Consider the following 14,342-nt stretch of genomic DNA (forward strand, 5'->3'; position numbering starts at 1 on the left):
CTCACGGCTTGTCTCTGGTAAGCGATTCCCGCTGCGCGCTCGAAGGCCGCGACGGCTCCAGGTTGCATTCGGCCTCGAATCCTCTTCCTGGGGCCCGGGGCGTCGAGCCGGATCCAGGCCGCGTGGCGCCTGCAGGCCTCGCCGGATTCAGGACTTGCCGAAACGCGTTTCCCAACCGCCGCCGAGCACCTTGCACAGCGTGACCAGGTGCATGGCCGCCTCGGCCTCGCTGGCTTCCTGCCGGCCCTGGGCATCCAACAACTGCCGCTGGGCATCGAGCACCGCCAGGTGATCGGCCGAACCGGCCCGGTACTGCTGCTGCGCGAGCGCCAGCGCGCGCTGGTTCAGCGTCACGATTGCGAGCAGGCGCGCCTGACGCTGTTGCTCCGCGTGATAGTTCACCAGTGCGTCGTCCACCTCGCGCCACGCATCCAGCACGGTGCGCTGGTAGTCGATCGCGGCTTCCTGCTGCTGCGCCTGACGCAGCGCCAATATGCCCTTGAGGCGGCCGCCCTCGAAGATTGGCAGCGTGATCGATGGCCCGAGCACGAACTGACCCGAGGACCAACCCGCGAGGCTCGAGAGCTGCAGGCTCTGGAAACCGGCGCTGCCATTCAGCGTGATGCGCGGATAGAAGTCGGCCTGCGCCATGCCGATCGCGGCCGTTGCCGCGTGCAGCCGCGCCAGCGCCTGGCGGATGTCGGGCCGGCGCTGCGCAAGTTCGGACGGCAACCCGATCGGTACGCTGGCCGGCAACGCGGGCACCGCGCGAGTACTGCCGAGCAGTGCATCGAGCGCGCCGGGCGTTTGCCCTAGCAGCACGCCGATCGCATTGACACGCGTCTTGCGGCGCGATTCCAGCGTCGGCAGGCGGCTCTCGATCGACGTCACCTGGGCGGCGGCGTTGACTGCATCGAGATCGGTGCCCACGCCGTCCTTGCGGCGGATGTTCGCGAGCCGTTCCAGATCCTGGGCGATCACCAGGTTCTGGCGGGCGATTCGCAACTGGGCCTGCGCGTCGCACAGTTCGAGATAGTCGCGTGCGAGTTCGGCGCGTACCGACAGCAGCACCGCATTGCGTGCCTCATAGGACGCCTGGCTCAACGCATCGGCAGCCTCCACGCCGCGTCGTACGCGGCCCCACAGATCGACCTCCCAGGATGCATCGAAGCCTGCCTGGTAGAGGTTGTACGCGGGTGAGCCGGACGAACCCGGCATGGCGGCCACGCCGAACGGCGCATCGCCCGCGGCCGACTGGGTGGGCGCCGCGCTCGGCGTCACGCCGAGCAGCGAGAGGATGCCGTTTTCGCTGCCGCGTTCGCGGTCATAGGCGCCGGCGGCGCCGAGCGCGGGCATCCGGGCCGCGCCGGCCACGCGCCGCTCGGCCCGGCTTTGCCATAGCCGGGCGCTAGCGCCGGCCACATCGAGGTTGGCATCGGCCAGGCGTTGTTCCAGCGTATTCAGCACCGGGTCGTCGAACAGCGTCCACCAGTCGGCCTGGAAGGCGGCCTCGACGGGCTGGCTCGGGGCCTGCTGCGTGCTGACGCGCTCGAACACGGCCGGCGTGGTGCTGGCCGGCACCTCGAAGTTCGGGCCTACGGAGCAGGCCGTCAGCGCCGCGCCGGCCAGCAGCGTCAGTATCGCGGTGCCCAGCGAACGGATCGGCTTCATTGCGGTATCTCCTGGTGCGCGGCCGCTTCGCGATGGCCGCCGGTATCGACGCTGGCCTCGACCGACAGTCCCACGCTCAGCGCGGCGGCCTGCTCGCGCGGCGCGTCGATGGCGATCTTGACCGGCACGCGCTGCACGACCTTGGTGAAGTTGCCGGTGGCGTTGTCGGGCGCGATCGGCGCGAAGCTCACGCCGGTGGCCGGCGCCAGGCTGTCGACATGCCCCGTGATGCGGCTGCCGGGCTGGCTGTCGACGCGGATTAGCACGCGCTCGCCAGGATGCATCGTGCCGATCTGGTTTTCCTGGAAGTTCGCGATCACGTAGGCATCGGCGAGCGGCACGATGGCCAGCAGCGGCGCGCCGGGCGAGACGAAGGCGCCGACGCGCGCGCTGCGCCGTCCCACCTTGCCGTCCACCGGCGCGCGCACTTCGGTGTAGGACAGGTTCAGCCTGGCCTGTTCGAGCGCGGCCTCGGCGCGGGCCAGCGCGCCGTTCGCCTTGTCGCGCCGGCTGGTCAGCACGGCCAGGTTCTGGCGGATCGCGTCGAGCGCGGCCGCGTCGCCAGTGCGCCGCGCGAGTTGGCCGGCCAGCGCGCTGGCCGCGCGTTGCTGCTCCTGCGCGGTGCCTGCGCCGTTGTCGGCCAGGTCGCGGTAGCGCGCGTCGTTGGCTTGCGCGAACTGCAGGGCGGCGTCGTCGGCGCGCAGCGTGGCGCGGGCCTGCTCGACCAGCGCCGGCTGGCGCGCGATCTCGGCCTCGTCGTTGGCCACCTCGGCGCGCGCGGCTTCCACGTCGGCCTGCGCGCTCATCAGCGCGGCGCGGAAGTCGCGATCGTCGATGCGCAGCAGCAACTGGCCTGCATGCACCTGCTGGTTGTCGTCGACCAGCACCTCGACCAACTGGCCGGCCACACGAGGCGCCACCAGGGTGAAGTCGGCCGCCACGTAGGCGTCGTTGGTCGTTTCGGTATGCGAATCGAGGAGGGCGCGGCTGCCGGCGCAGGCGGCCACGCCGAGCGCGATCGCGAATCCGGCGGCAAGCGCCTGGTATCTGGTGTGAAGGGCGAATGACATGCTTGTCGTCTCTCAGTGCGAGGAAGGAGGTTGCGGGGCCCAGGGCGGCGCGATGCGGGTCGGCAGCAGCGGAACCAGCAGCAGCAAGGCCAGGGCGACGCAGGCGGCCAGCCGGTACAGGTCGGCCGAGGCCAGCACCTGTGCCTGCTCGTGCAGCCGGTGCGCGAGCGGGGCGAGGCCCGCCGCGCCATCGAGTCCGTCGCTCCCGAGCTGTTGCGCGCGGTTGCCGAACTGGTCCACCAGGCGGTTCGAATGCAGGTGCTCGCGCGCGCTGCCCAGCGTGTCGAGCAGGCTGGTGGCCAGCGCCGCCGAGAAGGTCTTCAGCGAGTTGAACATCGCCGAGGCGAACGGCCCCTCGGTGGGCGGCAGGCCGGTGGTGACACCCATCAGGATCGGCAGGATCAGCATCGGCTGCGCGAGGATCTGCAGCGACTGAAGCCAGTAGAAATCGTCGCGGATCCATACGCCGCTGAGTCGGCTGCCGGCCAGGCAGCTGGCCATCATCAACAGGCAGCCGGCGCCCAGCACCCAACGCGAATCGACGCGGCGCAGGTTCAGCACGGCGGCGGTCAGCGGCAGGCTCAACAGCAGCGGCACGGCTACCAGCAGCGACAGCGGGGCGCTCTGCAGCGGGCGGTAACCGTGCACGCCGGCCAGGTAGCGGCCGGGGATCGCGGCCACGGCGGTCAGCAGGATCACCGCACCCGCCAGCGTCAGCAGGCCGTGCGTGAAGTTGCGCCGCGCCATCAGTTGCAGCCGGAAGAACGGCAGCGGATGGAACCACTCGTTGACCAGGAAGATCGCCAGCAGGCCGAGGCCGCCGGCCAGCAGCGCGCGGATCGCCGGCGACTCGAGCCAGTCGAGGCGCTCGCCCTGCAGCAGGGCGATCACCAGCATCGCCACGGCCGGAAAGCCGCTCAGGAATCCGGACCAGTTGAAGGCGTGCAGCCGCTCCGGCTTCGGCGTGTCGTTGGGCAGGCCGTAGGCGATCGCCGCGCAGCAGGCCAGCCCGAGCGGCACGATCTGCCAGAACACCAGGCGCCAGTCGACGAACTCGGTCCAGAGCGCCGCGAGCGGCGTGCCCAGCGCGGGCCCGAAGGTGGCCGTCATCGCGTAACCGGCCAGCCCGTACAGCTTCGCCTTGGGCGGCAGGTAGCGCAGCGCGACGATGATCAGCATCGGCGGCAGGCAGCCACCCGCGATACCTTGCAGCACACGCAGCGCGAGCAGGGTGTCGAAGCCTGGCGCGAACGGAGACATCAAGCCCAGCAGCAGGGTGGCCAGCACCGCGCCGATGGTGAAGCGCTTGAGCGTGAAGGTGATGCCGAACCACGGCGCGAACACCATGGTGGCCACGTTGGCCGCTTCGAACAGCGCGGTGAGCCAACTGCCGTCGTCGTAGCCGATCGAGAAGGCGCCGCGGATGTCGGCCATCGCGACGGCGGTGACCTGTTCGTTGAGGATCGCCAGCAGGGATGCCAGCAGCATCCCGACCAGCCCGGTTGCGAGGCGCGGCGTGAGGATCGGGGCCGCGGCCGGCGGTGCGGCGGGGCTGTCCTGCGCAGGCGAGCCGGCGAAGGGGGGTGAGGAGGCGGTGTTCATGATGTCGGACGCTTCCGGAGGTTTCGAGAGGGCCAGGTGGAGCCGGATTGTCGTGTGGCTGCCGGCTCGTGGTCACGAAATCGCGACCGTGAAAGCACGATACATTCTTCAGGATTCGACGATAATTGCTTGCGATCGGGAATCATCATCTCGAAAAATGGAAGTGGTTGGGCGTGAAAATGCGCGGACGGATTCGCGTGCGGCGCTGCGCTTGCATCGGTGCCGGAAGCAGAATCGCTACGGCGCGACGCTCAGAGATCACTGGCGACCCGGGCCACGAAATCGGCGATGGCCGCATCGTCGCGTGCCACGAAGATCCACTGGCCGACCGGTGTGGCGATCACCAGCCCCGCCTCGCGCAACAGCGCGACATGGGCCGAGACGGTCGATTGCGATAATCCGCTGCGCGCCACGATGGCCGACAGCGGCGCACCATGACACGAATGCAGGCGCGCCGAAGCCACCAACGCGTCGGGCGACTTCAGCCAGCGCAGCACGTCCCGGCGAAACGGATGCGCGAGTGCCTTGTGGGCGAGGTTGAGGTCGATCATGACGGGGTTTGCCTCAGCGACGGCCTATGCGGAGATGCACGAGCGCGGCGGCCAGCCCCGCCGCGATGCCGAACGCGACCACGCCGTGCCAGGCGAAGCGGGCCATCAACGCGCCGCTCGCGATGGCGCCGAGCGCGCCGCCCACGAAGGTGGCCGTCATGTAGAGGCTGTTGATGCGCCCCTGCGCCTTCGGGTCGGCGGCGAAGGCGCGCGTCTGGTTCGCCACCAGGCCGGCCTGCACGCCGATGTCGAGCACCACCACGCCGATCACCAGCAGGGCGAGCGAGCTGCCCGCGCCGGCCAGCACCAGATAGGCGGCGGTGACGATCGCGATGCTCAGGCCGATCACGCGCCGCGTGCCGATCCGGTCCGAGGCGCGGCCGCCGATGGTGGCCGCCATCGCGCCGGCCGCGCCGATGATGCCGAAGCCGCCGGCCCAGGCGCTGCCGAGATGCCAGGGCCCTTCGGCGAGCAGGGCCGCGAGGTTGACCCAGAAGGCATTGAAGGCGGCCCACAGCAGCGCCTGCACCAGCATCGATTCACGGATCGGGCGATGGTCGCGCGCCAGCGGCCAGAGCGAGGCGAGCAGCCGGCCGTAGCCGAGCGTGGTGCTCGGCACGCCGCGCGGCAGCAGCCAGGCCGCGGCGAGGCCCACCGGCACCATCGCGGCGGCTTCCACCGCGTACACGGCGCGCCAGCCGTAGCGCGCGGCGATCACGCCGCTGACCGCGCGGCCGAGCAGGATGCCGACCATGATGCCGGTGACCACCGTGCCGACATTGCGGCCGCGCTGCGAGGGCGCCGACATCACGGCCGCGAACGGCACCAGTTGCTGGGGCACGCAACTGACGACGCCGAGCCCGAAGGCGGCGCCGATCAGCGAGCCGAGGTTCGGCGCGAGCGCCGCGGCGAGCGCGAGGACGAAGGCCAGCGCGATCTGGCCGAGCACCAGCTTGCGCCGGTCGTAGCGGTCGCCGAGCGGCAGCAGCAGCGCCAGCCCGGTGGCGAAGCCGAGCAGGGCCGCGCCGGCCACCAGGTCGGCGGAGGCCGCCTCGGCATGCAGGCCCTGCGCGATCAGCGGCAGGATCGGCTGGGTGCAGTAGATGTTGGTCACCACCGCGCCGGCGATGGCGGCCATCGTGATGATCTTGCCGCGCGAGGCGGCGGGGGGAGCGGGGGGCGCGGGCGTGGCCGGCGCGGCGCGCGGGGTGCCGGCGGCGATGGGCAAATCGTTCATGGCAGCTTCCTTTCCTGGCGAATTCGTCGTCGTCACCGGCGGCGGATGCCGCGGGCGCGATGATGGGAGGCCAGCCTACCGACTTGATCGTGGGAAGATAATCCAACAGAATCTGGAATCATCTTTCCAGAATTCGAGAGGCAGCATGAATCGGCTCGAGTCGATGTCCTTGCTGGTGGCGGTGGTCGATGCCGGCAGCATGTCGGCCGCGGCGCGCCGGCTGGACATTCCGCTGGCCACCGTGAGCCGCAAGATCGCGGAACTCGAGGCCTACCTGAACACGCGCTTGCTGCATCGCACGACGCGCCAGCTATCGCTGACCGAGGCCGGCGAATCCTATGTGGCCGGCTGCCGGCGCATCCTCGACGACATCGCGGAAACCGAGCGCGCCGCCACCGGCGAATACGCGGCGCCGCGCGGCGAGTTGATCGTCACCGCGCCGATCGTGTTCGGGCGCCTGCACATCGTGCCGGCGGTGGCGGCCTTCCTCGCCCACTATCCCGAGATCGACGTGCGCCTGGTGCTGACCGATCGCGTCGCCCACCTGATGGAGGAGCAGATCGACGTGGCGCTGCGGATCGGCGAGCTGCCCGACAGCAGCCTGATGGCCGTGCGCGTGGGCAGCGTGCGCCGCGTGATCTGCGCGAGCCCGGCCTATCTGGCCGCGCACGGCGCGCCGGCCGAACCCGCCGACCTGGCGAATCACCCCTGCATCAGCTTCGAGGTGCTGGCCTCGCGGCGCGCCTGGGTGTTCGAGGCAGGCACGGGCGAGCTGACGGTGCCGGTGCACTCGCGTTTCGCGGTGAACACGGCCGAGGCCGCGATCGATGCGGCCGTGCTCGGCGTCGGGCTGATCCGCGTGCTGTCCTACCAGGTCGAGACGGCGCTGCGCGAGGGCGCGCTGGAAGTGGTGCTCGACGGTTTCGAGGCACGGCCGCTGCCGGTCAGCCTGGTGCACAAGGGGCAGGCGCCGATGCCGCTGAAGCTGCGTGCCTTCCTCGATTTTGTTGCACCGCGGCTGCGCGAACGCCTCGCGGGATTGACGACGGCGGCCGGCGCGCCGCGCTGAGCGCCGCCTGATCGATCTTGGTGGGCGGCCGATCGCCGACTAGACTACAAAGCTCCTTGGCTATCCGGGGCGGGGCTGCCATGACGATGAAGATCGATTTCCACGCGGACCCGGTGGACGTGGATGCGATCTGCCGCGATCTCGAGAACGGCGAGATCACGGTGATCCAGACCACGCGGCCGAACTTCAGGGATCTGCACGAGGCGGTCAGCCCGCTGATGCGCGGCTCGGCGATCCTGCCGCTGGCGGTGCGCGATGCCGACGGCAACTGGCACGGGTATTTTCTGAACGGCGATTCGCAGCCGGCGCCGCTGGCCGAGGTGGATGCGCGCGTGGCACGCGCGATCGCGCTCTGGCAGGCGGCGGGGCGGCCGACGCCCTATCACGTCGCGGCGGCCCGCTAGGGTTCGCTCGGGTCGGCGGCCCGCCTCAGGGCTGCGTCGTGCCGCTGGCGGCAGCGGCCTGGGCCGGCGCGCTCGCCTCGCTCACCTTGATCCAGCCGACGATCGCGCCCGCGCGCGGATTGCTGAAACGCACCTGCAGCCAGGTCATCGCGTCGTTCGCGCCCACCAGCGCGAGCTTGTCGCCCGCCACCACGTAGCGGCGCGTCGGCCCCTCGTGCGGGCTCTCGTGCAGCGCCAGCCTCGGCACCGCCACCATCATGCCCGCCTCGCCGCCGCCATAGGCCTGCGGCTTGTGGTCGATCACCTTGCCGCTCGCGTCATGGCTGACCAGCAGCGAGGCGGGGCCGTCGTCGGGCTTGCCGTCCACCAGGTCCTGCACCTCCTGCGGCAGCTCGCGGCTCGCCTGGTACAGGTAGAGCACGCCGTCGGCGCGGTAGCGATAGGCATCGGTGTACCAGATCGGGCCGCCGCGGCAGGAGCTGTAGAGCGTGTGCTCGGCCGGCTTCGCGTCGAGGTTGGTGAGATCGCCGCAGTTGCCGAGCCTGTCGCTGCCGGGCGCGAGCCCGAGCGGCACGAAACGGCGGCTGGCCGCATCGAACAGGTAGACCTGGTAGCGCTCGTTGACCATCCCCAGCGTGGCCGAGAAGGCCAGGTCCTGGTGGCCGTCGAAGTTGTAGTCGCCCGAGCCGTATTGCGTGTTGCCATCCTCGTCGCTGACGCCGACCTCCAGCTTCTGCGTGGTGTTGTCGGGCGACAGGCGCACCAGCACGTGATTGCCGTCGGCGCGTGTGACGGTGGCGGTGGCGCTCGCGTCGACCTTGACCGCCAGCAGCGGCTTGGCGGCCGAGGCCGGCACGGCCGCGCCGAGCAGGCAGCCGGCCAGCAGCATCGACAGGGCGGGAGCCAGGGCGTGTCGCGATTCGGGGATGCGCATCGTGGAGGCGGCGCCGATGCGCCGATGGTCGGGATGGCGGCGAGCATGCCATGGCCGGGCGGCCTTCGCAATGCGGGGCCGCTGCCGCGAACTCGCTCGGCAAGCGTGGGCGATTCGTTGCATCATGACGGTCCGCCGCGCCGGCCGGCCGCGTGCCGCGCGGCCCTTTCCCCATGAGGCACGAGCCCACGCCATGAACCGAGCCCCCGAAGGCCAGACCGACCTGCAACGCCTGTTGAGCGGCATCGATCCGCTGCTCGACGAGGTGATCTACACCTTCTGCACGGTGCCCTGCGATACGCCGGGCACGCCGGCCGGCTGCATCTGCAGCTTCGACGAACGCGAGGGGCGCACCCTGATCCTGCCGCTGGAGACGGCGCGCGAGTGCGGCCTGCAGGCCGCCGGCGAATGGGCCAGGATCACGCTGCAGATCCATTCCTCGCTGGAGGCGGTCGGCTTCATCGCGACCGTCGCCACCGCGCTCGCGCGCGAAGGCATCAGCGCCAACGTGATGTCGGGCTACTACCACGATCACGTATTCGTGCAGTGGGCGCGCCGCCACGAGGCGATCGACGCGATCCGCTGCCTCGCGCTGGACGCCGGCCCGGCAAGCGCGGCCTGAACCTGACCGACCCCGGAGAAATGAAGATGCTGAAGATCATGACCGATGCGACCTCGCCGTTCGGCCGCAAGGTGGTCGTCGCCGCGCTCGAGCGCGGGCTGGAGGTGGCCGAGCAGTTCGTCGACATGAAGGCGCCGCAGCCGCTCGCGCCGTTCAATCCGCTCTGGCAGATCCCGACGCTGGTGTTGTCGGAGCGCGCGGGCGTCTACGACAGCATGGCGATCCTGCTCCATCTCGATACGCTGCACGAGCAGGCGCCGCTGGTGCGTGTCGGCGATGCGGCCGCGCTGTCGATGCTGTCGCTCGCCGATGGCTTGATGGAGGCAGTGCTGGCGCGTCGCGTCGAATCGCTGCGCGAAGCCGCGCGCCAGGACGACGGCTACCTGGCGAAGCTGGAGGCGCGGATCCTGCGCTCGCTCGATGCGATCGATGCGCGCCGCGATGAGCTCGGCGACGCATTTGGCGATGAAGCCGGCGGGCTGCCCTCGGGCACGCAGATCGCCGTGGCGGTCGCGCTCGAATACACCGACTTCCGTTATGCGCGCGACTGGCGCGAAGCGCGCCCGGCACTCGCGGCCTGGCTCGCGACCTGGGCCGCGCGCCCGAGCATGACGGCCACCGCGCCCGGCACGCGCGAGCCCTTCGTCGGCAGCCTGCGCGACGCGCATCCGGCAAGCTGATCGTTGCATCGAGCGGCGCGCACGAACGAGGCCATCGCCCCTCCTGCGCGCCGCACGTCGAACCGACACATTCGCTTCACCGCCACGTCATTTCGCAGCGCTAACTTGTGAGGGCTTCGCCGAGCGGCGAAGTGTCGCATCCCTCCACTCATGAGCACCGAAATGACAAAGATCAGATTGCATCATGCAGCGGCGCTGGCGTTGTTCGCCGCGTCCCAGCTCGCCCACGCGGGCACCCCGAGCGTCGGCAGCCGCGAATACAAGGTCCTGCTGAATCCGCAGGCCTTCCAGAGCGCGCCGGCCGATGCCGCCAACCGCTTCCTCACCGACCTGAAGGCCAGCCTCGCCGCCAACGGCTTCGACAGCAGCATCAAGAAGAGCTTCGCGGCCGATCACGACCGCGGCGTGCTCTACTACGACACGGCCGGCAACTGCGCGGTGAAGACGGCCGGTTACTCGATGCGCCAGCGCAACGAGAGCGGCAGCCTCGACATCGAGCTGAAGTTCGGCTCGGCGAGCCAGGCCACCTCGGCCAATACCGACGTGAGCGGCAGCTCGTCGAAGGCCAAGACCAAGCTCGAGGACGACATCACGCCGCCGGCCAGGGAGACCTTCTCGCATTCGACCAGCGAGCCGCTGTCGAGCTCGAAGAACATCAACAAGCTCAGCGACATCAAGGACCTGTTCCCCACCACCAAGACCTTCGACAGCATCGGCGGCCAGGCGCTGGTGCCGGTGAGCGGCCTGTCGATCCACGAGCTGACCTTCGACGGCCCGACCAGCGATCTCGGCCAGGAAGACGCCGACTTCACCATGACGGTCTGGTATGCGAACGGTTCGAGCACGCCGGCGCTGGCGGAGATCTCCTTCGAGGTCGACGTCGACGACGATGGCGTGTTCACCGACAAGGTGAGCTCGCGCTCGCAACTGATCTTCAACACCATCCAGGGCATGACGAACTGGGTGCAGTCGCCGAGCTCGACCAAGACCGCCTGGGTCTACCAGTACCAGCCGAGCTTCTGCAGCGGCAAGTAAGCGGCGGCCAGGCGCCAGCCTGGTTGTCCGCAGCACACCGCGCCGGTACGCGTGAGCGTGCGGCGCGGTTTTTCATTCGGCAGGCTCAGTGCAGCGTGTCGAGCCGCTTGGTCCAGCGCGAGGCCAGCGCCAGCAGCACGCCGCTGATCAGCAGCATCAGCGTGCCCATCGCCATGCCGTCGCCGATCGAGCCCTGCTCGAACTGCTGCCAGATGAACACCGAGGCGGTCTGCACGCCGCTGGGCGCGAGCAGCAGCGAGGTGACCAGTTCGCGCGAGGCCACCGCGAACACGATCATCATCGAGGCGGCCAGCGGCGCCGCCGCGAGCGGCAGCACGATGCGCCACAGCACGCGCGCGGGCGTGGCGCCGTGCACGCGTGCCGCCGCCTCGAGACTGCCGCCGATCTGCCGCAGCGCCGCGCTCGCGTAGCGCACCGGGTAGGGCAGCAGCAGGCAGGCATAGGAGAGCAGCAGGATCACCCAGCTGTTGTAGGGCGTGACGGGCCAGAACGGCAGGTTCCAGGCCAGGATCAGGCCCACGCCGATCACGATGCCGGGCATCGCGTGCGGCAGCAGGGTGAGCGCGTCGAGCGCGGCGCGTCCCGGCGTGCGCGTCTTGACCACCACCCAGGCGCACAGGAAACCGAGCACGCCGGTCAGCAGCGCGGTGCCGGCGGCCAGCGCGAGGCTGGTGCCGAGCGCGCCGGCGCCGTCGCCGGCCGAGGTGATCGCGCCGAAATGCGCGAGCGTCAGGTTGGCCGCGTGCAGGCCGCCCGACAAGGTGCGCAGGAAGGCGGTGGCGATGATGGCGGCGATCGGCGCGACGCTGGTGCCGGTCGCCACCAGCGCGAACAGCAGCAGGATCGGCAGGCGCCAGCGGCCCGGCTCGGCGGGCTCGACGCTCACCGGCTTGCCGTTGTGCGTGTCGAAATCGCGTCCCGCCAGCAGGCGCCGCTGCGCGTAAAAGGCGAGCAAGGCGGTCAGCGCCAGCAGGCTGGAGAGCACGGCCGCGCCGGGCAGGTCGATCGGCCAGTCGGAGAAGCGCGCCTCGATCGAGGTGACCAGCAGGCTGAAGCCGGCCCGCGCGCCGAGCGCCGAGGGAATCCCGAACTCCTCGATCGCCATGGTGAAGGCCAGCAGCGCGCTGGCGGCGATGGCCGGCGCGGCCAGCGGCAGCGTCACGCGCAGGAAGGCGCGCCAGGGCGTGGCCCCGCACACGCGCGCGACCTGGGCCAGTCGCCCGCCGGTCTGCATCATCGCGCGCGACACCGAGAAGTAGACCACCGGGAACACGCTCAGCGTCATCGCCGTGGCGATGCCGGGAAACGAGAACAGGAAGCCGCCCAGTTCGATGCCCACCAGTTGCTGCAGATAGCCGTTGGGTTGCAGCAGCAACATCCAGCCGAGCGCGCCGAGGTAGGGGGGAATCAGGAACGGCGCCAGGAACAGCAGGTCCCAGAGCCGCGCGCCGGGCAGGCGCACCAGGGCGCGCAGCGCGCCGAGCGGCACGCCCAGCGCGAGGCTGCCGGCCGCCACCGCCAGCCCGAAGCGCAGCGTGTTGCCGAGCAGCGGCCAGGTGCCGGCCTCGTCGAGGGTGGCCCTGACGGCCGCGAAGGAATGCGCGAACGAGCCCTGGTTGAGGGCCGGGAAGATCGCCTGCAGGCCGACGAAGGCCACCGGCAGGGCGACCAGCAGCGCGAGCGCGGCGAGCAGGGCGCCGAGGCCGGCCAGGCAGCCGGCGCGGCCCGAGCCCCGCGCGCCCGGCCGGGCGGCGCGTCGCGCGAGCGCGGTAGCCATCAGTGCTCGCCGAACAGGGCGTTGAAGCGCTTGAGCACCTCGGCGCGCGAGGTCTTGTTGCTGCCGTCGTCGATCGGCAGCAGCTTGAGATCCTTCAGGCCGGGGCGGGGCGACTTCACGTCGTCGCGTGCCGGGATCAGGTAGGCGGCCGCCACGATCTGCTGGCCCTCGTCGGACAGCACGTAGTCGACGAAGGCGCGCGCGTCGGCCGGTGCCTTCGAGGTCTTGAAGATCATCATCGGGCGCGGCGCGATCACCGTGCCGCTGCTCGGGAAGATCACCTTGACCGATTCGCCGGTGGCGGCCGCGCCGTAGGCGACGTAGTCCACCGCGCCGAACACCGCCGACTTCGCGCCCTGCAGCACCGGGTTGATGGCCTGCGCGTTCGGGCCGAGCACCACCATGCCGTTGCGGTGCAGGCTGTCGAACAGGCGCCAGGCCGCTTCGCCGAGGCGGTCCTGCAGGCCCAGCAGCAGGTCGAGCGAGGCGCCCGAGAGCGCCGGGTTCGGCGTGCTCACCTGGTCGCGATAGGCGGGCGCGGCGAGATCCTTCCAGTCGTGCGGCTCGGGCTTGCCGGTGCGCGTGTTCCAGACGATGCCGAGCGCCGAGATGCCCTGCGCCACGTAGTTCGGCGTCTTGAACATCGGCGGCACGTGGGCGGCGTTCGGGCTGGTGCAGGGCGCCAGCCAGCCGCGCTGGTCGAGATCCTGGGCGGTATCCCAGGAGGCCGAGATCAGCACGTCGGCGTGCGGATTGCTGGCTTCGGCCTCGACGCGGGCCATCAGTTTGCCGGTGGTGGCCTGGAACAGGTCGACCTTGATGCCGGTCTTGCGCTCGAAGCCTTGCGCGAGTTTCTTGCTGAGATTGCCGGGGCCGGCGGTATAGACGGTGAGAGCGTGCACGGATTGGGAAAGCCCGAAGGCCAGCGTGAGGGTAAGGACGGTCTTGGAAAGGGTGGTGAGCATACTACCGGCTCCATGAATTTTGGGTGACCCGCGCCACGCGCCCCTGGGCCAGCTCGACGATGCGGTGGGCCAGCGTGTCGGCCTCGGCGCGATCGTGCGTGACGTAGACGGCGGTGGTGCCGAGCTGGGCCAGCAGCTCGCGGATCTCGAGGGCGAGCGAGGCACGCAGTGGCGGGTCGAGGTTGGACAGCGGCTCGTCGAACAGCAGCACGCGCGGGCGCGCCACGATCGCGCGCGCGAGCGCGACGCGCTGCTGCTGGCCGCCCGACAGCGCCGAGGGGCGGCGCGCGCCGAACCCGCCGAGGCCGACGCGCTCCAGCGCCTGCGCCACCGCGGCGGCGCGCTCGGCGCGCGGCACGCGGCGCATCTCCAGCGGGAAGGCGACATTGCCGGCCACCGTCAGGTGCGGCCACAGCGCGTAGTCCTGGAACACCATGCCGAGCTCGCGCGCCTCGGGCGGCAGGCAATGGCCGGGCTCGGCGACGATCTGGTCGCCGAACTGCACGGCCCCCTCGTCGGGCTGCAGCAGACCTGCCAGCAGCTTCAGCAAGGTGCTCTTGCCGCAGCCCGAGGGCCCCAGCAGCGCGAGCGTGGTGCCGGCCGACACGTCGAGGTCGATCCCGTCGAGGACGGTGTGCGCGCCGAAGCGCTGGCGCAAGCCGCGCAGGCGGATCGAGACGCGCGTGCCCTGGTTCATGCGGACT

Annotated in this window: 14 protein-coding genes; 5 read left to right on the forward strand and 9 right to left on the reverse strand. The window is 70.6% G+C overall.

Going from position 1 to position 14,342, the window contains the following annotated elements:
• Positions 1-147: 147 nt before the first annotated feature.
• The 5 genes from FB600_RS17195 to FB600_RS17215 form a co-directional block, all read right to left on the reverse strand.
• Positions 148-1,671 carry an efflux transporter outer membrane subunit gene (locus FB600_RS17195; RefSeq protein ID WP_145757132.1) on the reverse strand — a complete coding sequence of 508 codons (1,524 nt, stop codon included), beginning with the start codon at positions 1,669-1,671 and terminating at the stop codon, positions 148-150.
• Positions 1,668-2,741, reverse strand: coding sequence for an HlyD family secretion protein (locus FB600_RS17200; RefSeq protein WP_145757133.1), 1,074 nt, complete (start codon positions 2,739-2,741; stop codon positions 1,668-1,670). Before FB600_RS17200 ends, FB600_RS17195 begins: the two co-directional genes overlap by 4 nt.
• 12 nt (positions 2,742-2,753) lie before the next feature.
• A complete protein-coding gene (locus FB600_RS17205) occupies positions 2,754-4,343 on the reverse strand; it encodes an MFS transporter (RefSeq protein ID WP_098153012.1) in 1,590 nt (529 codons plus the stop codon).
• Between the two features lie 251 nt (positions 4,344-4,594).
• Entirely contained in the window at positions 4,595-4,894 is a 300-nt protein-coding gene (locus tag FB600_RS17210) for an ArsR/SmtB family transcription factor (protein WP_047838141.1), read from the reverse strand.
• A 13-nt stretch (positions 4,895-4,907) separates the two neighbouring features.
• Positions 4,908-6,131 (reverse strand): MFS transporter, encoded by a 1,224-nt coding sequence (locus FB600_RS17215; protein ID WP_175427817.1) that lies wholly within the window; start codon positions 6,129-6,131, stop codon positions 4,908-4,910.
• Between the two features lie 145 nt (positions 6,132-6,276).
• On the opposite strand from FB600_RS17215, the gene FB600_RS17220 reads away from it, so the two are divergent.
• Both FB600_RS17220 and FB600_RS17225 read left to right on the forward strand, forming a co-directional pair.
• The gene (locus FB600_RS17220; RefSeq protein ID WP_046580634.1) at positions 6,277-7,200 is read left to right on the forward strand and encodes a LysR family transcriptional regulator; all 924 of its coding nucleotides are present in this window, start codon (positions 6,277-6,279) and stop codon (positions 7,198-7,200) included.
• A gap of 80 nt (positions 7,201-7,280) precedes the next feature.
• Positions 7,281-7,604 carry a hypothetical protein gene (locus tag FB600_RS17225; RefSeq protein ID WP_227742807.1) on the forward strand — a complete coding sequence of 108 codons (324 nt, stop codon included), beginning with the start codon at positions 7,281-7,283 and terminating at the stop codon, positions 7,602-7,604.
• A gap of 25 nt (positions 7,605-7,629) precedes the next feature.
• Here the strand turns inward: FB600_RS17225 and FB600_RS17230 are convergent, their stop codons facing one another.
• A complete protein-coding gene (locus FB600_RS17230) occupies positions 7,630-8,538 on the reverse strand; it encodes an XAC2610-related protein (RefSeq protein ID WP_145757134.1) in 909 nt (302 codons plus the stop codon).
• Between the two features lie 193 nt (positions 8,539-8,731).
• Between FB600_RS17230 and FB600_RS17235 the strand changes: the two genes are divergently transcribed.
• The 3 genes from FB600_RS17235 to FB600_RS17245 all read left to right on the forward strand — a co-directional run bounded on the left by FB600_RS17235 (position 8,732) and on the right by FB600_RS17245 (position 10,875).
• Positions 8,732-9,160: an ACT domain-containing protein gene (locus tag FB600_RS17235; RefSeq protein ID WP_103692744.1), complete on the forward strand. Its 429-nt coding sequence runs from the start codon at positions 8,732-8,734 to the stop codon at positions 9,158-9,160.
• A 26-nt stretch (positions 9,161-9,186) separates the two neighbouring features.
• The gene (locus tag FB600_RS17240; protein WP_157693251.1) at positions 9,187-9,840 is read left to right on the forward strand and encodes a glutathione S-transferase C-terminal domain-containing protein; all 654 of its coding nucleotides are present in this window, start codon (positions 9,187-9,189) and stop codon (positions 9,838-9,840) included.
• A 162-nt stretch (positions 9,841-10,002) separates the two neighbouring features.
• The gene (locus FB600_RS17245) at positions 10,003-10,875 is read left to right on the forward strand and encodes a hypothetical protein (RefSeq protein ID WP_145757135.1); all 873 of its coding nucleotides are present in this window, start codon (positions 10,003-10,005) and stop codon (positions 10,873-10,875) included.
• A gap of 85 nt (positions 10,876-10,960) precedes the next feature.
• Here the strand turns inward: FB600_RS17245 and FB600_RS17250 are convergent, their stop codons facing one another.
• The 3 genes from FB600_RS17250 to FB600_RS17260 are packed head-to-tail and all read right to left on the reverse strand — an operon-like array spanning position 10,961 to position 14,335.
• Positions 10,961-12,673 (reverse strand): ABC transporter permease, encoded by a 1,713-nt coding sequence (locus tag FB600_RS17250; protein ID WP_222432925.1) that lies wholly within the window; start codon positions 12,671-12,673, stop codon positions 10,961-10,963.
• Positions 12,673-13,638, reverse strand: a complete 966-nt coding sequence (locus FB600_RS17255; protein WP_046580637.1) for an ABC transporter substrate-binding protein — start codon at positions 13,636-13,638, stop codon at positions 12,673-12,675. The genes FB600_RS17250 and FB600_RS17255 overlap by 1 nt, the downstream gene beginning before the upstream one ends.
• Position 13,639: 1 nt before the next feature.
• Positions 13,640-14,335, reverse strand: a complete 696-nt coding sequence (locus tag FB600_RS17260) for an ABC transporter ATP-binding protein (RefSeq protein ID WP_186115352.1) — start codon at positions 14,333-14,335, stop codon at positions 13,640-13,642.
• Positions 14,336-14,342: the final 7 nt, after the last annotated feature.

It is taken from the genome of Burkholderia sp. SJZ089 (assembly GCF_007828315.1).
Taxonomy (GTDB): domain Bacteria; phylum Pseudomonadota; class Gammaproteobacteria; order Burkholderiales; family Burkholderiaceae; genus Burkholderia; species Burkholderia gladioli.